15 protein-coding genes are annotated in these 19,423 nt (G+C 68.3%); 12 read left to right on the plus strand and 3 right to left on the minus strand.

Going from position 1 to position 19,423, the window contains the following annotated elements; genetic code table 11:
- Positions 1–153: 153 nt before the first annotated feature.
- Positions 154–876, minus strand: coding sequence for a hypothetical protein (locus tag RU01_RS06370; RefSeq protein ID WP_042573700.1), 723 nt, complete (start codon positions 874–876; stop codon positions 154–156).
- A gap of 331 nt (positions 877–1,207) precedes the next feature.
- Here RU01_RS06370 and RU01_RS06375 point away from each other — a divergent pair, with 331 nt between their 5' ends.
- The 3 genes from RU01_RS06375 to RU01_RS06385 are packed head-to-tail and all read left to right on the plus strand — an operon-like array spanning position 1,208 to position 4,484.
- Entirely contained in the window at positions 1,208–2,551 is a 1,344-nt protein-coding gene (locus RU01_RS06375; protein ID WP_442970465.1) for a FecCD family ABC transporter permease, read from the plus strand.
- The gene (locus RU01_RS06380; protein WP_042573701.1) at positions 2,548–3,639 is read left to right on the plus strand and encodes a FecCD family ABC transporter permease; all 1,092 of its coding nucleotides are present in this window, start codon (positions 2,548–2,550) and stop codon (positions 3,637–3,639) included. The genes RU01_RS06375 and RU01_RS06380 overlap by 4 nt, the downstream gene beginning before the upstream one ends.
- Positions 3,636–4,484 carry an ABC transporter ATP-binding protein gene (locus RU01_RS06385; RefSeq protein ID WP_042573702.1) on the plus strand — a complete coding sequence of 283 codons (849 nt, stop codon included), beginning with the start codon at positions 3,636–3,638 and terminating at the stop codon, positions 4,482–4,484. The genes RU01_RS06380 and RU01_RS06385 overlap by 4 nt, the downstream gene beginning before the upstream one ends.
- Here RU01_RS06385 and RU01_RS06390 read toward each other — a convergent pair.
- Both RU01_RS06390 and RU01_RS06395 read right to left on the minus strand, forming a co-directional pair.
- On the minus strand, positions 4,462–7,071 hold the full coding sequence (locus RU01_RS06390) for a bifunctional lysylphosphatidylglycerol flippase/synthetase MprF (RefSeq protein ID WP_042573745.1): 2,610 nt from the start codon (positions 7,069–7,071) through the stop codon (positions 4,462–4,464). The two genes, RU01_RS06385 and RU01_RS06390, sit on opposite strands and share 23 nt — an antisense overlap.
- 2 nt (positions 7,072–7,073) lie before the next feature.
- The gene (locus RU01_RS06395) at positions 7,074–8,372 is read right to left on the minus strand and encodes an alpha/beta hydrolase (RefSeq protein WP_042573703.1); all 1,299 of its coding nucleotides are present in this window, start codon (positions 8,370–8,372) and stop codon (positions 7,074–7,076) included.
- Positions 8,373–8,503: 131 nt separating this feature from the next.
- Between RU01_RS06395 and RU01_RS06400 the strand changes: the two genes are divergently transcribed.
- From RU01_RS06400 to RU01_RS06440, 9 genes are all read left to right on the plus strand, one after another.
- The gene (locus RU01_RS06400) at positions 8,504–8,896 is read left to right on the plus strand and encodes a BlaI/MecI/CopY family transcriptional regulator (protein ID WP_042573704.1); all 393 of its coding nucleotides are present in this window, start codon (positions 8,504–8,506) and stop codon (positions 8,894–8,896) included.
- Between the two features lie 45 nt (positions 8,897–8,941).
- Positions 8,942–9,895 carry a M56 family metallopeptidase gene (locus RU01_RS06405; RefSeq protein WP_042573705.1) on the plus strand — a complete coding sequence of 318 codons (954 nt, stop codon included), beginning with the start codon at positions 8,942–8,944 and terminating at the stop codon, positions 9,893–9,895.
- Positions 9,896–10,254: 359 nt separating this feature from the next.
- The gene (locus tag RU01_RS06410) at positions 10,255–11,865 is read left to right on the plus strand and encodes a DEAD/DEAH box helicase (RefSeq protein WP_082042941.1); all 1,611 of its coding nucleotides are present in this window, start codon (positions 10,255–10,257) and stop codon (positions 11,863–11,865) included.
- A gap of 64 nt (positions 11,866–11,929) precedes the next feature.
- Positions 11,930–13,378 carry an NADP-dependent phosphogluconate dehydrogenase gene (gene gndA, locus RU01_RS06415; protein WP_042573706.1) on the plus strand — a complete coding sequence of 483 codons (1,449 nt, stop codon included), beginning with the start codon at positions 11,930–11,932 and terminating at the stop codon, positions 13,376–13,378.
- 7 nt (positions 13,379–13,385) lie between these two features.
- A complete protein-coding gene (locus RU01_RS06420) occupies positions 13,386–14,264 on the plus strand; it encodes a DMT family transporter (protein ID WP_042573707.1) in 879 nt (292 codons plus the stop codon).
- A gap of 20 nt (positions 14,265–14,284) precedes the next feature.
- Entirely contained in the window at positions 14,285–15,721 is a 1,437-nt protein-coding gene (locus tag RU01_RS06425) for a GuaB1 family IMP dehydrogenase-related protein (RefSeq protein WP_042573708.1), read from the plus strand.
- Positions 15,722–16,054: 333 nt separating this feature from the next.
- On the plus strand, positions 16,055–17,449 hold the full coding sequence (locus RU01_RS06430; RefSeq protein ID WP_042573709.1) for a hemolysin family protein: 1,395 nt from the start codon (positions 16,055–16,057) through the stop codon (positions 17,447–17,449).
- On the plus strand, positions 17,442–18,533 hold the full coding sequence (locus RU01_RS06435) for a hemolysin family protein (protein WP_042573710.1): 1,092 nt from the start codon (positions 17,442–17,444) through the stop codon (positions 18,531–18,533). The genes RU01_RS06430 and RU01_RS06435 overlap by 8 nt, the downstream gene beginning before the upstream one ends.
- Entirely contained in the window at positions 18,530–19,423 is an 894-nt protein-coding gene (locus RU01_RS06440) for a hypothetical protein (RefSeq protein ID WP_042573711.1), read from the plus strand. The genes RU01_RS06435 and RU01_RS06440 overlap by 4 nt, the downstream gene beginning before the upstream one ends.

Here is a 19,423-nt window from a genome sequence, read left to right on the forward strand (position 1 = left end):
TCGGACCGAAAAGTCGGCGGGCCTCGCAGTGGTGTGCGAGGCCCGCCGGGGCACGGATGCCGGTGTCGCTGCAGCCCTCAGGTCACCGGCACGGTCCGAAGTCGATGTGTGCTCGTCGGCACGGATTCAGCATATAGGACAGGCTTGCCTAAGTCACGGGTATCGACGACGGCGGACCTGCCACCCGGCGCCGGCCAGGGCGTCGAGAAGCATCTGGCCGCGTCGCCATCCCGCCTCCTGGTCGTGGTCGGTACCCAACATCGGAACCCGCGCGGATGCACCCAGAACGGAGTCTCCGACGATGCGCCCCAGACCGGTTCTATCGATCGGTCCGAGCGTCGACAGTCCCTGAGCGGCGACGTCCAGCGATCGGGACGCGCGATGCGCGATCCAGGCTGCGAGAGCCTCGTCGCACGGCAGACCCACCGTGCCGCGACTGCGCCCGACCGACGCCGACGACACCGAGCGCAACGTGGTGTCGCGAACTCCCGCCCAGTCGATGCAGACGTCGCTGTCCAGATGGATCCAGAGGTTCTCGGGACCCGGGTCCCAGGATCGAGCGCACGCGACGAACGCTGCAGCGGAGCGTCCGACGACGGCGTGGACCAGCGCCGCCGACACCTGCTCGATCGCCCGATGTGGATCGGGGTGGTCGAGCAGGGCACGCCCGTGCAGTGCGGCGAAGCGGCCCGACTCGCATCCGGTGGCGAAGGACCACCACCGACGTTTGCTCTGTTCTGCCATGTCGGCGACCGCGTAGACACGAGGAGCGTTCGCATCGAGGTGGCGGAGCGTGGTCATCGTGCGACGGAACTCGGCACCGACGGTCGCTCGGCGGTCCGGTGGCGAGACGACGATGTCGGCGAGAACTGTCATCGGTGTGCGCTCCTCATGATCGGACGGGACGGCGTTGCGCCATAAGGTAAGCCTAACCAATACTTGACGTGCAACCGGTTGTGGTGCGCGTCACCGACCGACCCTGCGTACGCAAGTGCTTAGGATTGCGTAACCTTCCAAGGAGAGACGTGAAATGAACGACGTTCGACGGGAGGGATTCAGCGTGAGTGACACTGCACCCCTCGCGCACGCTCCCGACTCGGGTGCACTCCCGGAACCCGCGGATACCGTCCGCTCGGACCGCGACTACTCCACGCTCGACGAGACCCGCCAGGCACCCAGCACCGCGTCCGTCGTCGCGGCAGCTGCCGTGGACATCGCCCTCCCCCTCCTTCCTCTCGCCATCGGTGCGGTGATCGTGCGATCGCTGGCCGACGACAACGGCGGCGGCCAGGTCGACCGCGTCGTCTTCGCCGCCATCTCAGTTCTCGCCGCCGTCGCAGTCCTGGTGTGGAATCGCGGGGTTCGCGACGGGCGTGCCGGTCAGAGCGTCGGTAAGTCGTTGTTCGCGCTGATTTTGCGGACCAGCGACGGCAACGCCACCGGTGTACGCGCAGCACTGGGACACCGGCCGCGTTCGCGGATCACCACCGTCCGACTATCCGTGGCGGTCGCCGACGGCTTCCGACCGATCGAGCAGGACACGTCGTCGGCCGCGGCGCGCCGGCGCCGGACGACCGGACTGATCATCCTTGCCGCGGCGCTCGTCCTGGTCGCCCTGATGAGCATCGCGGTCGGTGCGCGACCTCTCACCTTCGCCGAGATCTTCCATGCGCTGTTCTCTGCCACCGGAACCGACACGGACGTGATCGTGCGGTCCTTGCGACTCCCGCGCACCGTTCTCGGATTGGTCGTCGGCATCGCGCTCGGCGTCGCGGGTGCGTTGATCCAGGGACACACCCGCAACCCGCTTGCCGACGCCGGCCTGCTGGGACTGAACGCGGGCGCCGCGTTCTTCGTCGTCATCGCGATCTTTCTGTTCGGCATCACGTCCCCCAGCGGATACCTGTGGTTCGCATTCGCCGGTGCGGCGGCCGCGAGCGTCGTCGTGTTCGGCACGGCCTCGCTCGGCGGGGCTCGCGCCAACCCTCTGTCTCTCGCGCTGGCGGGCGCGGCCATCGCGTTCTTCCTCCAGGCCATGACCAATGCCGTCGTCCTGCTGGATCAGACCACGCTGGACAGCTACCGCTTCTGGGTCGTCGGATCGGTGGCCGGACGAGGACTCGACATCTTCTGGACCGTGCTGCCGTTCATCGTCGTCGGCCTGATCATCGCGGTCGCCGGCACTCCGGCCCTGAACACCATCAGTCTCGGAGACGACGTCGCGCGGTCGCTGGGCACCAACATCACGCTCACTCGCGTCGTCGGCATCGTCGCGATCACGTTGCTCACCGGCGCGGCCACGGCCGCCTGCGGTCCCATCGCCTTCGTCGGCCTGGTGGTGCCGCACGTGGCGCGAGCGATCACCGGACCCGACTACCGATGGCTGCTGCCGTTCGCCGGCGCCCTCGGCGGAGTGCTGCTGGTCCTCGCGGACGTCATCGGCCGGGTTCTGGTGCGGCCGGGCGAGCTGCAGGTGGGCATCGTGCTCGCTCTGGTCGGAGCACCCTTCTTCATCGCCCTGGTGCGCCGCAGAACGCTGGTCTCCCTATGACCCGCGCTCTCGAAGCCGACGACACGTCGTCGGCGGTGGCAGGCAGGCCCGCGTTCCGGCTGGGCCCTCTCTCGACGGTGCGTCGACCGGCCCGGGTGATCGTCGCGATCGCTCTCGCGGCAGCACTGTTCCTGGTGTTCTGCCTGAACGTCGGGCGCGGCGACTACCCACTGTCCATCCCGGACGTCGTCCAGGTCCTGCTCGGTGGAGGTAGCCGGATCGAGCGCTTCGTCGTCATGGATCTGCGACTCCCCCGCGCGCTCACCGGCGTGCTCGTCGGGGCGGCACTGGCGGTGTCGGGCGCTCTCATGCAGTCGATCACCCGCAACGTCCTGGCCAGTCCCGACATCCTCGGCATCACCTCCGGCGCGAGTGTCGCGGCGATCTCGCTGATCGTGCTGTCGGGAACCAGCACCGCCGTGGGAGTGTTCGCGACGCTCGGTCTCACGATCGCCGCTCTCGTCGGCGGACTGCTCACTGCCGCGGCCGTCTATCTGCTCTCATGGCGCGGCGGCGTGCAGGGAATGCGGCTGGTGTTGGTAGGCATCGCCGTGAACGCCATGATGGTGGCGCTCATCGGATGGATGCTGGTCAACGCCGACATCACCGATGTCACGCGCGCTCAGCTCTGGCTCACCGGCACGCTGTCCGGCGCGACGTGGTCGCAGGTCTGGCCCGTCACGGCGGCGGTCGTCGTCCTCGGCGCCGCGTCGGTCGGTATGTCCTTCCGACTCACCGCGATGCGACTCGGCCCGGACACCGCCCGGTCGCTGGGCGTGAACGTCCAGAAGTCGCAGGCCGTGCTGCTTGTCATCTCCGTCGCATTGGCCGCCATCGCGACGAGCGTCGCAGGCCCCATCGGCTTCGTCGCGCTCGCCGCGCCACAGATCGCAGTGCGACTGACTCGGTCGGCAGAGCCGCCCCTGATCGCGTCGGCACTGACCGGGGCGCTGGTCGTGGTGGGCGCCGACCTGGTGGCGCGGACCGTGCTTCCCGTGGAACTGCCCGTCGGCATCGTCACCTCCGTCATGGGCGGACCCTTCCTGCTCTACCTGCTCGTTCGAGTCAACCGAAAGGCGACGATATGAGTGCGCACACACAGGCCGATGCGGCGGAGGCAGTGCATCCCCATCGCCTGGTCGCCGACAACATCTCCGTCGGCTACGGCGACCGCATCGTCATCGACAGCCTCGACCTCGAGGTGCACACCGGAGTCATCACCACCGTGATCGGACCGAACGGCTGCGGTAAATCGACGCTGCTGCGCGCGCTGGGCCGTCTGCTGTCGCCGCGGCAGGGACAGGTGACTCTCGACGGCAAGGCCATCGGCCACATGAAGACGAAGGACGTGGCCCGCACTCTCGGCGTCCTCCCCCAGTCGCCCATCGCACCGGAGGGTCTCACCGTCGCCGACCTCGTCGCCCGCGGCAGGCACCCGCACCAGTCGTGGATCCGCCAGTGGTCCCGCGACGACGAGTCCGAGGTGGCCCGCGCACTCCAGCTCACCGGCATCGAGGATCTGGCCGAGCGTCCCGTGGATCAGCTCTCCGGCGGACAGCGGCAGCGAGCATGGATCTCGATGGCGTTGGCGCAGGGAACGGACGTGTTGCTCCTGGACGAGCCCACGACGTACCTCGACCTCGCGCACTCCATCGAGGTGCTCGATCTCGTCGACAGGATGCACGACGAGATGGGCAGGACCGTCGTCATGGTCCTGCACGACCTCAATCTCGCCGTCCGCTACAGCGACCGACTCGTCGTCATGCACGAAGGCAAAATCGTCGCCAGTGGCACGCCGTCCGAGGTCATCTCGGAGAAGATGTTGGCCGACGTGTTCGGCCTGACCGCCGCCGTCATCGACGACCCGGTCTCGGACCGCCCCCTGATCGTCCCGATCGGCACCCGGCACGTCACCGTTCGATCATCGTCCTGACCAACTTGACGCTCTGCCCGAGGGACACGTCGGGCAGGTAGGCACGGCCGATCGCGTTGGCGATGCTGGGCAGGGCCACCGCGTCGGGGAACGTCATGTACATCGGCTCGTACACGGGCTGGAACTTCGACTTGAAGGCCAGCAGTGACCGGAACCCGTACACCGGTTCCAGGGTGCGGCCCACGACGTCGAGCAACCGTTCGAGCAGAGCGGACAGGGTCGAGGTCGCCGGCGACTCCTCGGTGGGGTCGCCCACCTTCGCCAGCGGCGCACCCGACAGGCTCAGGAACTGCGCGCCCTCCTCCTGCAACGACAGGGCGGCCGAGGCGATGAGGAATTCCATCGCCGGTCGGAACCCCTCGGACCGTCGACGCATGAAGTCGAGCGTCCATCCCACCACCTCGCCGTCCCGGTAGACCGGCATCCACGACGTGATGCCGTGCACCGTGCGGTGTTCGTCCACCGCGATGAGGCATCGGACCTGCGGATCGTCCACCTCGTCCAGGCCGCCGAGAGTGAACCCCATTTCGGGCATGCCCTTGTCGGCCACCCATTCCTCGGAGATCGCCGTGATCTGGTCGGTGATCGCCAGCGGCGCGGTCGGGAAGCTGATCCACTCGGCTTCCACCCCGGCCTTCTTGGCCCGGTTGACGGCTGTACGCACATCCTGGAACTTCTTGCCCGTGAAGGCGAGACCGTCGAGAGGGAGCACGGTCTCCTCCCCCACCTGGATGCTCTCCCAGCCGAGTGCGCCGGTGATGGACGCGACGTCGGGAGTCACCGAGTAGAAGCAGGGAGACCAACCGTTGGCCGACGCGTACTCCGAGAAGCCGACGATGGCCGCCTTCCGGTCCGCCGGGGGCCCGACCGGATCTCCGGTCGTCAGGGCGATACCGGAGATCACGCGGAACGCGACGTAGCTTCGGCCGTCGCCGGAGAACCAGTAGCGATTGCCGCTCCACGTCGTCATCCAGGACAACGCGCTGCCGCTGCTCGCCGACAGCACTGCGCGGGCACGCTCGGTCGCATCGGTGTCGACGCCGTATGCGGGCTTCACGAACGACCCGGCCGTCAACACGATCAACGTCGCCCAGAAGGCGATGCCCGTCCACTCGTACAGGACGGTCGCGAGTCCGCTGTCCGGAAGGAACGGCGGGTCGAACCACTGCAGCAGGATCGGGGGTACCAGCCGCTGCGGGAAGTCTCCCAGCAGCGCCAGGGCGGACGGACTGCCGTCGAAGCCCCCGCGCACCAGGGTCCCGACGGCCACGTAGATCACGGCCAACGCCACCGCAGCCGACGCGGTCCCGATCCACACACGGCGATAGGTACCGGCCGGTGCCCGCACGTCGAAGTTCTTTCTCGTGACCACCAGCAACGCCAGGACGGCCAGCGGCACCAGGAACGGGACCGCCGTGCGGTACAGCGTCGCATCGCCGACGCCGTAGTAGAGCGTCTCGCCGTTGTCGAGGTCCGCGAATCTGATGAGGTAGTTGGCCAGCGCGAGGGCGATCAGGACGAACTGGGACAACACCGCGCCGGTCCACGCGAACCGTCGCCCACGACGGAGGCCGTCGGCAAGAACGAGCAGATAGAGCGACGGCAGCACGCTGGCGACGGTCGGGCCGACACCGCCGAGGCGTAGGTCGAGCAGACCGCGTCGGCAATCGGTGGATCCCGGGTCGGCGCCGCAGACCAGGTTTACCTCGTCGACGGTCCACTGCTGACTACGGAACAGCTCACGCAGGACAGCGAACGGGCCGACCGCGTTGGGCGAGAACGCCGCGATCATCGGACCGACGGCGCTGGCCGCGACGATCAACGCGACCAGGACGCGACCCTCGCGGCGCGTGCCGGCCAACCTCGACGCACGGGGAGACTTGCCGACGATCAGTGGTCCGGCGAGGCCTCCCACCAGGACGGATCCCAGTGTCGTGATGTCCGTGAGGTGGCCACCGAAGAGAGCCATGACCACGGTCAGGGCCACGAGACCCACCCGCACGCGACGACGCCACAAGGTGCCCATGTCGGAGCTGGCCACCATCAGGGTTCCGAGGATCCAGGCCGTCGGTCCCGAGGTGACACCGAGATGGAGTTGGAAACCCCACCCTTCGTCGAGAAGCTGGCCCAGCGCAGCGAGAGCCAGACCGAGCAGTGACCCACCGATCTGCGTCACCAGAACCGCCGCGGCGAAGCGCCGGGTGCCCATCCGGTGCTCGACCGGCGCCGCGACGAGAAGGAACAGAAGCGTGGAGACGACCAGCGCCGCAACTCCGAGAGCGAACAGCCCGGACGTCACCGGGGTCCAGAGTCGAACGTTCTCGATCGGCACTATGCCCACGGCGATGTGGTGGTCGAGGAAGCTGCGGTAGCTGCGGGTCGTCAGCGAGATGACGACGACGCCGATCCACATCGCGGCGAGCAGCGTCAGACTGACGGGCGCACCCTTCGCGCCGTACGCGACAGTGGAACCGACCCGCGCACCCTGCCGGCGCGTGCGTGCCCACCAGGCGGCGACGTCCGTGCGGACACGGCCGATGCGGCTCGGCGCAGCGGGCGTGGGTTCGCCGTCGTCCGTTGAGGTCACGGTCACGACGTGAGCCCCAGACGCGTTGCCAACCAGCCGATTTCGAGTTCCAATCCGGCCGACCAGGTTTCGTAACTGTGTCCACCGGGGACCTCCGCGTACTGCACGTTCATACCGGCTTTCTGTGCGGCGGCGAGCAATTGCTGCGCCGACTTCTGGTAGTCGGGGTCGCTCGCACCGACGACGAACACACCGGCGGTGTCGGGGAACTGTGTCGATGCCATCAGGTTCATCGGGTTCACGGCCTCGAAGGCGGCTTCGCTGCCTCCGAACGCCGCGTCGAGAGTGCGCTGCTTGTCGCCGAGCGTCGGCTCGAGTTGTCCGGACAGCACCAGGAACGTGGGATAGATCGCCGGGTAGTTCGTGGCCATCTGCAGCGCGCACGTGCCGCCGTACGAGAGTCCACCGACCGCCCAGTGCTTCGGGTCCGGATCCACCTGCAGAGTGGAGTTCACCCAGGCCGGCACATCCTTCGACAGATACGTGGCCACATTGCCGAGCGGCGAGTCGACGCACAGAGGATTCGCGATGGTCGACCCGGTGGCGTCGGCGACGACCACCACCGGCGCCAGACCCTTGTGCTGTTCCGCGAAGCGATCCATCGTCGACACCAGGCGCCCGCCGGTGAGCCAGTCGTCGGGTGAGCCCGGTTGTCCGGCCATCAGGACGAGGACGGGGAGCAGTGGGCGCCGGTCGGTGAAATAGGCCGGCGGCAGGTAGACCTTGGCGTCGCGGGCCGAGAAGCCGGATGCCGTACCGGGGATCGGCGCGTCCAGGATGCGGCCTCCCGCCGGCATCTCGGCGGGGGCGGTCCACGATGCCTCGAGCGGAGAACCGGTCACAGGATCGGCGGTGCGCCCGGTCACCTCGTCGACGCCGACCTCCTCGACCGACGAGATGCCCACGGCGGTGCCGACGGTCGGGTAGGCGTCGAAGACGAGGTTGACCTGAGCTGCCGCGGTCGCGACGACCGCGATGAGCGCGAGGACGGTGATCACCTTGGACCACCACCGTGCTGCGGCGAGCAGGCGAGGAACCGTCAGCAGCAGCCCGAACACTCCGAGTCCGACCCACACGTAGACGGATATCTCCACCGGATCGGGAAACACGCGCCAGATCTTCTCGATGATCACCCAGGATGCGACGGTCAGTGCTGCGGCGATCACGAGGGTGATCGGCACGGCACGGGTCAGATGCCGTCGACTGCGGGCGAGAACGAGCCACACCAGACCCAGGACACCGGCCACCGTGACGACGATCGGAACGGGTCCGCTGACCAACGACGTGTCCAGGATTGCCACGGCGCAACAGTAGCCGCGGCGCCCGTCCGACGGCGCGCGTTGCGAGCGCGCCGCGCCGCGTTCACGTGCGACGACCCGCTGCTACACCCTGTAGTACGCATTCGCGTCGGAGGAGACGTATCATTTCCGGAATGGCAGGCCTGGGCGATCTCGAACGAGCAGTGATGGAACATTTGTGGTCGAGTTCGGAGCCACAGACCGTGCGCCAGGTGCACGAGGCACTCGCGGAGAAGCGCGAGCTCGCCTACACCACGGTGATGACCGTGCTGCAGCGTCTGGCGAAGAAGAAGCTCGTCACCCAGCAGCGAGACGACCGCGCCCATCGGTACGCTCCAGTACATGGGCGCGAGGAACTTGTCGCGAGTCTCATGGTCGACGCTCTCCAACAGGCGGATCGATCCGGAGGCCGCGCTGCTGCGCTCGTGCATTTCGTCGGGCAGGTGGGCGCCGACGAGGCCGCTGCGCTCCGTGAGGCGCTCGCAGCGCTGGAGAAGCAGGACGACTCCCGACGCGGGACCGTCTGAGCGACCAGGCAGGCTCATCACCACTTCGGCACCGACGGTGAGGACATGAACGCACCGACAGCAGTGATCTTCGCGGTACTCGCGTTGATTCTGGCGGGCCCCGTTCCCGCACTGCTGGCCCGCGCCACCTGGCCGCACCGCACTCCGCGCGCAGCTCTCGTCCTCTGGCAGGCCATCGCGTTGGCCGCCGTGCTCTCCGCCTTCAGTTCGGGGCTGGCCATCGCCAGTCAGCTGCTCGTTCCCGGGGCGGACGGTCGCCCCACCACCTCCCCCACGGCGGAGATCGACGCTCTCGGACTTCCCGTGTGGATCCTCTACGTTTCGGTGCTCGCCATCACCCTCGTCATCGGCGCTCGACTGCTCTGGGCCACGTCCCTGGTGGCCGTGAAGACGAGGCGACGGCGCGCTCGGCACCGCACACTCGTCGACATCCTCGACCGCAGCGCCGATCAGGTCAGTCCGCACGGCACCGACGTCCGCGTCCTGGAGACTCTCGATCCCATCGCCTACTGCCTGCCCGGGCTCCGGCAACGTGTCGTCCTGAGCGAAGGCACACTGTCCAACCTGGACGACGACGAGCTCGCCGCCATCCTCACCCACGAGCGGTCGCACCTGCGCGCGCGCCACGACCTGGTCCTCGAAGCTTTCATGGCCGTCAACCAGGCGTTCCCGTACTTCGTGCGTAGTCGCTCGGCCCTGGGTTCGGTCCAGCTGCTCGTCGAACTTCTCGCGGACGACTCCGCGGTCCGCGTCACCGGGCCCCGGCCCCTCGCTCGAGCCCTGGTCGCGTGTTCGGGATCCTCGGCTCCACGAGGTGCGCTCGCGGCGGGTGGTCCCAGCACGTTGGTCCGTGTCCGCCGCCTGGCCACCCCGGGCTCGACACCCGGCGTCGCCCCGTTGGCGTACCTGGCGTCGGCGGCCATCCTCGTGGTCCCGACGATCTACGTCGCCGTGCCGTGGCTGACCGAGCTGAACCGGCTGCTCCAGCACCGACCCTGACACTCCGTCCCCTGACACCCCGCGAGTCGACTGGCTCACACGAGTCGGCATGTGGAGCGCCCATCGCGTAGGGTTGTCCTCGGTTCATCAGAACCATCCGTTAGTCGATATGGCACAAACTTCGCCGTCGGACAGCGCGAGTTCATCGAACTCCCGCACCGTACGGACGACAAGACACCTCACATTGCGCCCGAGCTCCGCTTGCGCATCGATGACCAGGTGATGTGTGCCCTGGCTCGTTACTGCTGCGCGGTGATCACTCGTTGCTGCGTGGCGACGCGCCTGCAACCCCGAGAGGTACCACCGCGTTGACCAGCGCTACACCCGTTTCTGATTCTGCTACCAGCACCACCGGCCCCGTGGCCGAGTCGGTCGACACCACCACCGTCGACGGCACCCCCGAAGATGCGACCAGCACCGAGACCACGTTTTCCGATCTCGGTCTTCCCGCAGCCATCGTTGCGGCACTCGCGAAGAACGGCATCACCGTTCCTTCCCCCATCCAGAAGATGGCCATCACCGACGCACTCGGCGGACGTAACGTCCTGGGCCGTGCGCAGACCGGTTCGGGCAAGACCCTCGCCTTCGGTCTCCCGATGCTCACCCGCCTCGCGGAAGCCGGCGTCAAGCCCGCCGCGAAGCGCCCCCGTGCACTCGTTCTGGTTCCCACCCGTGAGCTCGCCTTCCAGGTGGTCGATTCGCTGCAGTCCTACGCCACGGTGCTCGGACTGAGCGTCCGTCCCGCTGTCGGCGGCACCCCGTTCGGGCGTCAGGCAGACCAGCTGCGCCGCGGAGTCGACGTTCTCGTCGCCACCCCCGGCCGCCTGGGCGACCACCTGCGTCAGGGCACCTGCATCCTCGAGGCAGTGGAGATCACCGCACTCGACGAGGCCGACCAGATGGCCGACATGGGCTTCCTCCCCGAGGTCCGCGACATCCTCGGTCAGACCGCCTCCGGTGGACAGCGCATGCTGTTCTCGGCGACGCTCGACCGTGAGGTGCAGTCGTTGGTCCGCCAGTTCCTGGCCGACCACGTGCAGCACTCGACCGGTGACAGCAAGGCTGCCGTCGAGTCGATGGATCACTACATCCTGAACGTCGGCCGCGGCCAGAAGGACATCGTCCTGTCCGAGATCGCTGCTCGCGAGGGTGGCCGGACCATCATGTTCGCCCGCACCAAGCTCGGCTGCGACGGCATCACCGACCGTCTGCGCGCCGTCGGCATCCACGCCGAGTCGCTGCACGGCGGCAAGGCGCAGAACCAGCGCACTCGCGTTCTCGATCGTTTCAAGAGCGGTCGCACCCCGGTGCTCGTCGCCACGGACGTCGCTGCCCGCGGCATCCACGTCGACGGTATCGACCTGGTCGTCCACGTCGATCCGCCCGCGGATCACAAGGACTACATGCACCGCGCCGGCCGTACGGCTCGCGCCGGCGCTGCGGGCACCGTCGTCGCCATCGCGCTGCCCAACCAGCGACGCATCATCAGCCGCCTGACCGGTCAGGCCGGCGTCAAGGTCAAGTCCGTCGACGTCTCCCCCGGTTCGGCAGAGCTCGGCTCGATCACCGGTGCCAAGGCACCGTCCGGCGAGCCGGTGCGCGAGGCACCGCGTCGCGAGCGTCCGAGCGGCCCGTCGCGTTTCGGCGCATCGGGTTCACCTCGTACGGGTGGCTACCGCGGCGGCGACTCCGGTGGTTACCGGGGCCGTGACGAGAACCGCACCGGCGGCTACCGCGGCGGCGAATCGAGCGGTGGCTACAAGGGCCGCGACGAGAACCGCACCGGCGGCTACCGCGGCGGCGAGTCCAGCGGTGGTGGCTACAAGGGCCGCGACGAGAACCGTACCGGCGGCTACCGCGGCGGCGAGTCCAGTGGCGGCTACCGCGGACGCGACGAAAACCGTTCGGGCGCAACGGATTCACGCTCCGGCGGCTTCCGCAGCCGCGCTGCGGGCACCGCGCGCGACTGACAGCTACACCCTCCTTGTCCGGCCCCGACTTTCGCGTCGGGGCCGGGCAGGGAAAGCTGGGGGAATGACTTCCTCTGAATCCACTCCTCTCGCTCAGATCGGTGTCACCGGACTCGCGGTCATGGGATCGAACCTGGCGCGCAACTTCGCCCGGCACGGACACACGGTGGCGGTGCACAACCGCAGCTACGCCAAGACGCAGACGCTCCTGGACACCCACGGTGGTGACGGAACCTTCGTCGCCTCGGAGAGCGTGAAGGACTTCGTCGCAAGTCTCGAGAAGCCGCGCAAGGTCGTCATCATGGTCAAGGCCGGAGACCCCACCGACGCCGTCATCGAGGAACTCGCCGGTGTCATGGACGAGGGCGACATCATCATTGACGGCGGAAACGCCCTATACACGGACACCATCCGCCGCGAGTCCTCGCTGAAGGACCGCGGCCTTCTGTTCATCGGCGCCGGAATTTCCGGCGGTGAAGAGGGCGCATTGAACGGCCCGTCGATCATGCCGGGCGGACCCGCGAAGTCCTACGAGTCGGTCGGACCGCTGCTGGAATCGATCTCCGCCCATGTCGACGGCACCCCGTGCTGCACCCACATCGGCCCGGACGGGTCCGGCCACTTCGTCAAGATGGTGCACAACGGCATCGAGTACGCCGACATGCAGTTGATCGGTGAGGCCTACAACCTTCTCCGCGACGCGCTGGGCATGGACCCCGATGCCGTCGCCGACGTGTTCCGGCAGTGGAACGAGGGCGACCTCGAGAGCTACCTGGTCGAGATCACCGCGCAGGTTCTCTCCCACAAGGACGCGAAGACGGGCAAGCCTCTCGTCGACGTCATCGTCGATGCCGCCGAGCAGAAGGGCACCGGCCGCTGGACCGTCAAGGCAGCGCTGGACCTGGGCGTCCCGGTCACAGGAATTGCCGAGGCCGTGTTCGCCCGCGCGCTGTCGGGCGCACGCGGACAGCGCGAGGCGTCCAAGGGTCTGGCGTCGGGAACGCTGTCGGCGATGCCCGAGGACATCGAAACCTTCACCGAGGACATCCGCTCCGCGCTGTACGCCTCCAAGGTCGTCGCCTACTCGCAGGGCTTCGATCAGATCGCCGCAGGCTCGGCCGAACACGACTGGAACCTGCACCCCGGCGACCTCGCCACCATCTGGCGCGGTGGATGCATCATCCGTGCCCGGTTCCTCAACCGCATCAAGGATGCCTACGACGAGAACCCGGAACTGCCCGCACTGTTGCTGGCGCCGTACTTCCGTGACGCGATCGAGAACGCCGTCGACAGCTGGCGCCGTGTCGTGTCCACGGCGACACTTCTCGGTATCCCGGTGCCCGGCTTCGCATCCGCCCTGTCGTACTACGACGGACTGCGCGCGGAGCGTCTGCCTGCCGCGCTGACGCAGGGTCTGCGTGACTTCTTCGGCGCGCACACCTACGAGCGCATCGACGCCGAGGGCAAGTTCCACACGCTGTGGAGCGAGGACCGCTCCGAGATCGAAGCCTGACACACCCGTGAGTTCGCCCGTCCTGGCAGTTCTGCTGTCGCTGGTGGCTGCGTTCCTCTTCGCCTGCGCCGCGGTGGCGCAGCAGAGCGCGGCCTCGGCAGTCCAGGACGGGCGTTCTCTCGTGTCCGGCCTCGCCACCAGCCCTCGGTGGTGGGCGGGGGTCGTCGGTGATCTGGGTGGCTATCTGGTCCAGGTCGCCGCCCTGGCGGTGGGATCGGTCAGCGTCGTGCAGCCTCTCCTGGTCAGCATGCTGCTCTTCGCGCTTCCCCTGGCGGCCAAGTATTCGGGGCTCCGCATGCGCCGGGCCACGTGGCTGTCCGCAGTCGGCCTCACCACCGCCCTCGTCGCGTTCGTTGCGGTGGGCGATCCCACGGAGGGCAACTCGAACGCACCGCTGTCGGAGTGGGCGTTACCCGTCGCGGCCGTGGTGGTGATCGCGCTGATCGGCGCGGTAGCCGGTGCCGCCGTGAACGACAGCGGCCGCGCGGCGCTGTTCCTCGGGATAGGCGGCGGGTTGCTGTTCGGTGTCGCGGTGGCGTTCACCAAGTACGTGACGGACCTGGTGGAGGCAGATCCCCTGGGAGCCCTCGCCGCCTGGCAGACGTACGCGCTGGTGGCGTCGGGCGTGGCCGGCTTCTATCTCCAACAACGGGCCTTCCAGGCCGGTCCGCTGGCGGCCTCGCTCCCGGCCGTGACGGTGTGCGAGCCGTTGGCAGCGGTGTTCCTGGGGGTCGTCGTGCTGGACGAGCGCATCACGATGGACGGCGCGCGGGGGCCGATCGTCGTCGCGGCGGCACTCGCGATGGTCGTCACCACCGTGGTCCTCTCGCGTGAGCAGGGGCGTGAGCACGCACCCACGCCCGACGCGGCGACTCGCCACCGCTGAATCGCGTACTCTTGTGCCCCGTGCATTTCCTTCGTGACCAACGGCCGCCCTACGACCTGACGTACGACGACGTCTTCCTCGTTCCGAACCACACCACCGTCACCTCCCGCTTCGATGTGGACCTCTCGAGCGTCGACGGCTCGGGAACGACCATTCCGATCGTCGTGGCGAACATGACGGCTGTCGCAGGTCGCCGGATGGCCGAGACCGTCGCTCGCCGCGGCGGCATCGTCGTCATCCCGCAGGACCTCCCGACGGCCGCGGTCGCGGAGACCGTCGCCTTCGTCAAGAGCCGCAACCTGGTAGCGGACACCCCCGTGGTGCTGACGCCCGAGGACTCCGTGTCGGATGCGCTGGCGCTGATGCCCAAGCGCGCGCACGGTGTCGTCGTGGTCGTCGAGAACGGTCGGGCCGTCGGCGTGGTGTCCGACGCCGCCTGCAGCGATGTCGATCGCTTCGCCCGCTTGTCGACGGTCATGGACAAGGACTTCGTCACGGCCCCCGTCGAGACCAGCCCCCGCGAGATCTTCGAGATGCTCGAGTCCCGGCACGAGAATCTCGCCGTGCTGACCGCATCCGACGGGACTCTGGCGGGTGTGCTGACGCGCACCGGAGCGCTCCGGGCCGGGATCTACCGTCCCGCAACCGATTCCGACGGTCGGCTGCGCATCGCGGCGGCCGTCGGCATCAACGGCGACGTGGGCGCGAAAGCGGCGGCACTGGTCGAGGCCGGCGCCGACGTGCTCGTGCTCGACACCGCGCACGGCCACCAGCAGAAGATGCTCGACGCCCTGCGCATCGTCGCCGCTCTCGATCTCGGTGTTCCCCTCGCCGCGGGCAACGTGGTGTCCGCAGCCGGTACCCGGGATCTGATCGAGGCCGGCGCCGACATCGTGAAGGTCGGTGTCGGTCCGGGTGCGATGTGCACCACTCGCATGATGACCGGGGTCGGCCGCCCGCAGTTCTCCGCGGTGGAGGAGTGCGCTGCCGCCGCTCGCGCTCTGGGCAAGCACGTCTGGGCGGACGGCGGCGTCCGCCATCCGCGCGATGTCGCTCTGGCCGTCGCCGCGGGCGCATCGAACGTCATGATCGGATCCTGGTTCGCCGGTACGCACGAGTCGCCCGGTGACCTGCGTGTCGACTCCGCGGGGGTCGCCTACAAGGAGAGCTTCGGCATGGCGTCCAAGCGCGCCGTCGCCGCCAGGACCGCCGCGGACAGCGCCTTCGACCAGGCGCGCAAGGGCCTGTTCGAGGAGGGCATCTCGAGTTCGCGGATGCGCCTGGACCCCGAACGTCCCGGCGTCGAGGATCTGATCGACCACATCTGTGCCGGAGTGCGCAGCACGTGCACCTACGCCGGGGCACGCTCGCTCGAGGAACTGCACCGCGATGCCGTGATGGGAATCCAGTCCGCGGCGGGATTCGCGGAGGGACGGCCGCTGCCCTCCGGCTGGTGACCGACCGGCCACACGCCGGTGAGTCGGTGCCGAGGGCGCAGCGACGATACGATGACGGCGATAGCGGCGCCCGTTCGCGGGTACAGCTGTGATGCGCGTGCGCGGCACTTGCCGGTGCCGACTCCTCCACTCGAGGAGCAGCCGCACTCCGACAGGAAGGACACCGGTGCCCGAGGCACCCACGACGACGCCGACCGCAGGGTCCGGCCCCACGTCCCCACCCCCGCTCGGCGGCGACAGCCCCGCCGAGGACGGTTCCCGATCGGAGGGATCCTCTAGGTCGCCGGGTCTACCCGGCATCTACAGGCCAGTCCGTGCGGCGGTGACGAGCACATGACCGCGTTGATCACCGTTCTGTCCCTGGTCGGCTTCGTCGCTCTGACGGTCGGCACAGCCATCTTCGTCGCCGCGGAGTTCTCTCTGACCGCACTCGAGCGCAGCACGGTCGACGCTGCGGCTCGCGACGGCGACATGAGGTCGCGGCAGGTCCAGCACGCGCACAAGACCCTCTCGTTCCAGCTTTCCGGTGCGCAGCTGGGCATCACGATCACGACACTGATCACCGGGTACATCGCCGAGCCGGTACTCGCCCGGTTCATCACCCCCGTGGCGGAGGCTCTCGGAGCGTCGGAATCCGTCGCCGGAGTCATCTCGCTGGTGGCGGCGCTGCTGATCGCGACGTCGGCGTCGATGGTCTTCGGTGAACTGGTGCCGAAGAACATGGCGATCTCCAACCCGATGAAGGTCGCCCGCGCCACTGCCGGCCTCCAGGCCGGGTTCTCGCTGGTGTTCAAGTGGGCCATCAACGGTCTGAACGGATCCGCGAACTGGGTCGTCCGACGCCTGGGCGTCGAACCGGCGGAGGAACTGCGCTCGGCCCGCTCCCCGCAGGAACTGGGATCGCTGGTGCGGACGTCCGCCGAACACGGCTCCATCGACGAGCGCACCGCGCTCCTCGTGGACAGATCACTGCAGTTCGGTGAGCGCAGCGCGGAAGAACTGATGACTCCGCGCGTGAAGATCGAGACCCTCGCAGCGGACGACACGGTCGCCGATCTCATCGACACCGCAGCGCGCACCGGCTTCTCGCGGTTCCCGGTCGTCGCAGGGGATCTTGACGACACTCTCGGCGTCGTCCACATCAAGCATGCGTTCACCGTCCCGTCGGGTGAGCGAGCCACCACCACGGTGCGGTCCCTGGCCCAGCGAGTGCCCAATGTGCCCGCCAGCCTCGACGGCGACACCGTCATGGACCGGGTGCGTGCCGACGGTATGCAGGTGGCCATCGTCGTGGACGAGTACGGCGGCACCGCCGGCATCGTGACCATGGAGGACCTGATCGAGGAGATCGTCGGCGACGTCCGCGACGAGCACGACAACCCCGAGGTCGACGTGCAACGCGTCGCCGACGGGTGGCTGTGCTCCGGGCTGCTCCGCATCGACGAGGTCGGCGAGTTCACCGGATACGCGGCGCCCGAGGGCGAGTACGACACCCTCGGGGGCCTGGTGCTGACGCAATTCGAACGCATACCCGACGCCGGTGACCAGGTCGTCCTCCCGGCTCCGAGTGGTGATCTCGAGTCCACCGATACCGGCGGATGGATCGCCCGCGTCGACTCGATGGACGGTCGTCGCATCGACCGGATCCTGGTCCGTCCCGCGGCCGAGGACGAGATCGCGCGATTGCGGTCGGAGACGGACGCACGGACGGAGGCTCACGATGGGTGACGTCTACGCGGTGCTGCTCGCCGTGCTGCTGTTGCTGTTGAACGCCTTCTTCGTCGGTGCGGAGTTCTCTCTCATCTCGGCGCGCCGCGACCGGCTCGAGAGTCTCGTCGTCCAGGGGAAGAAGCGCGCACAGACGGTCATCGAAGCGGGCCAGAACCTGTCGATGATGCTTGCCGCCGCGCAGCTGGGCATCACGATCTGCTCGATCCTGCTGGGTCGAGTCGGTGAGCCGGCTGTCGCGCACCTGATCGAGAAGCCGTTCGACGTACTCGGTGTGCCCGAATCCCTTCTGCACCCCATCGGCTTCGCACTCGCGCTGGCCATCGTGGTGATCCTGCACATCCTGATCGGCGAGATGGTTCCCAAGAACATCGCGATCGCCGGACCGGAGGCCACAGCGATGCTGCTGGTCCCGATCCATCTGTGGTGGCTGCGTGCCGCCAAACCCCTGATCTCGTTCTACAACCTCTGCGCGAACGGCTCGCTGCGGCTGCTGCGCGTGGAGCCGAAGGACGAACTCGAATCCGCCGTGTCGGCCGACCAGTTGTCGGACATGATCGGCGAGTCGCGGTCCGAAGGCCTCATCGACGCGGAGGAGCACCGTCGTCTGACGCAGGCCCTCGAAACGTCGGGTCGCACGGTCCGCGAGGTGCTCATCCCGCTCGACCGGGCCCGAACGGTGGTCTGCGGTCCGAAGGGACCGACACTCGGCGCCATCGAGGACGCCGTCCGCGAGACCGGGTTCTCCCGATACCCGGTCCGCGACGAGGTCGACGGTCTGATCGGCTACCTGCACATCAAGGATGTGCTGGATCTGATGGCGGACCCACTCGCCGACAGCGACACCGTGATCCCCCGCTCCGATGTCCGACTCCTGCCGATCATCGACGCCCGTACGCCGCTGGACGAAGCGCTCGCGGGGTTGCGTCGACGCCGTAGCCATCTGGGCGCCGTCGTCGAGTCCGGTAAGGGCACCATCGGCATCGTCGCACTCGAAGATCTCGTCGAGGAGTTCGTGGGTACCGTCCGCGACGGAACGCATCTCGTCGAGGACGTCGTGCCGGGACCCGACGGGAACGCATGACAGCGCAAACCCTCGACGTGCTGGACGCCGCCGAGTGGCACGGTCGTCGCGCGGCGCACGTCGACCGGGTGAACGACCTGGTGGGGCAATACCTCGACCGTCGCGCGGCGGGGCACGCGCACCCCGTTCTCGACTTCCTTTTCACGTACTACAGCCTGAAACCGGCGCATCTGCGGCGGTGGCATCCCGGCTTCGGAGTGGCACTGACCGGGGACGGCATCGAGGACTATCGAGGGCGCTCCGGATACGGGGACACGACGGTGCGGGGAGTTCCCGCAGTGACGGTCACGTCCGATCTCCTGGAACGCCGAGGGTCCGCGGTCGACTTCGTCTCGACACTCGTCCGGCGAACGGCGGCTCGGCCGGCCCAGTTGGGCTGCTTCGGTCTGCACGAATGGGCGATGGTCTACCGCGGGGGCGACGCTGCCCTGCGTCACGACGTCCCGCTACGGCTGGGACACGACGGCACCGACGCCGTCGTGGAGTCGATGCCGCTGCGGTGCACGCACTACGACGCGTTCCGCTTCTTCACACCGGAGGCGGTTCCGAGGAACGCGCTCGAGCTGACTCCGGATCACCGTCTGCTCACCGAGCAGCCCGGATGCCTGCACGCGTCGATGGATCTGTACAAGTGGGTCGCGAAGCTGGGTCCGCTGCTGCCCTCGGACCTGCTGCTGGACTGCTTCGCCGTCTCGATGACTGCCCGCGAACTCGACATGCGCGCGAGCCCGTACGACCTGACGGAGTACGGCTACTCCCCCGTGCGCATAGAAACGCCGACCGGACGCGCGGAGTACGTGCGCGCCCAGTCGGCGATCGCCGAGTCCGGCTCGGATCTCCGGCGGCGGCTCGGCAGGGCGCTGGACGCCCTACCTCGCTCGACCACCTGA

Origin of the sequence: Rhodococcus sp. MEB064 (genome assembly GCF_000834565.1) — a bacterium.
In the GTDB taxonomy this organism is placed as follows: Bacteria; Actinomycetota; Actinomycetes; order Mycobacteriales; family Mycobacteriaceae; genus Rhodococcoides.

Coding starts and splice junctions, on each gene's coding strand:
- RU01_RS06405 (WP_042573705.1), top strand. CDS start 8,942: ATGAACGCACCGACAGCAGTGATCTTCGCGGTACTCGCGTTGATTCTG.
- gndA (WP_042573706.1), top strand. CDS start 11,930: ATGACTTCCTCTGAATCCACTCCTCTCGCTCAGATCGGTGTCACCGGA.
- RU01_RS06400 (WP_042573704.1), top strand. CDS start 8,504: ATGGCAGGCCTGGGCGATCTCGAACGAGCAGTGATGGAACATTTGTGG.
- RU01_RS06380 (WP_042573701.1), top strand. CDS start 2,548: ATGACCCGCGCTCTCGAAGCCGACGACACGTCGTCGGCGGTGGCAGGC.
- RU01_RS06370 (WP_042573700.1), bottom strand. CDS start 876: ATGACAGTTCTCGCCGACATCGTCGTCTCGCCACCGGACCGCCGAGCG.
- RU01_RS06440 (WP_042573711.1), top strand. CDS start 18,530: ATGACAGCGCAAACCCTCGACGTGCTGGACGCCGCCGAGTGGCACGGT.
- RU01_RS06385 (WP_042573702.1), top strand. CDS start 3,636: ATGAGTGCGCACACACAGGCCGATGCGGCGGAGGCAGTGCATCCCCAT.
- RU01_RS06435 (WP_042573710.1), top strand. CDS start 17,442: ATGGGTGACGTCTACGCGGTGCTGCTCGCCGTGCTGCTGTTGCTGTTG.
- RU01_RS06430 (WP_042573709.1), top strand. CDS start 16,055: ATGACCGCGTTGATCACCGTTCTGTCCCTGGTCGGCTTCGTCGCTCTG.